Raw genomic sequence first — 407 nt, forward strand, 5'->3', positions numbered from 1 at the left:
CCGGCCTCCATGTCGATCTGCGCGCTCAGCGAGTCGAGGTCGTCCTCCGCGAAGCGGCGGGCGCGGTCACGGGTGGCCCAGCGCAGGGAGTCGGCGGAGCTGGTGATGCGCTCGGTGCGCTCGCGCAGGTCGGGCAGGCGCGCGGACAGCGTCGCGCGGTCCGGCTCGCCCTCCAGGCGGCGCAGTTCGGCGTCCAGCTCGTGGCCGTGTGCGCTGAGACGCTGGAAGAGGGCGAGGGACTCCTTCACCGAGTCGTCCTCGACGGCGACCGCCTCCAGGGCGTCCTGCGTGGCGCGCATCGAGGTGCGCAGCTTCAGCCGGAGCTGGGCGATCTCGCCGGCCGGACCGGTCTGCGCGAACGCCTTGGCGCGCAGGGTGTGGTCCTCGACCGTGCGGCGGGCCTGGTG

1 pseudogene is annotated in these 407 nt (G+C 74.4%); it reads right to left on the reverse strand.

Going from position 1 to position 407, the window contains the following annotated elements:
• A pseudogene (locus LPA54_RS40660) lies at positions 1 to 407 on the reverse strand (hypothetical protein); the annotation flags it as partial.

Origin of the sequence: Streptomyces sp. DH12 (genome assembly GCF_020873895.1) — a bacterium.
Taxonomy (GTDB): Bacteria; Actinomycetota; Actinomycetes; order Streptomycetales; family Streptomycetaceae; genus Streptomyces.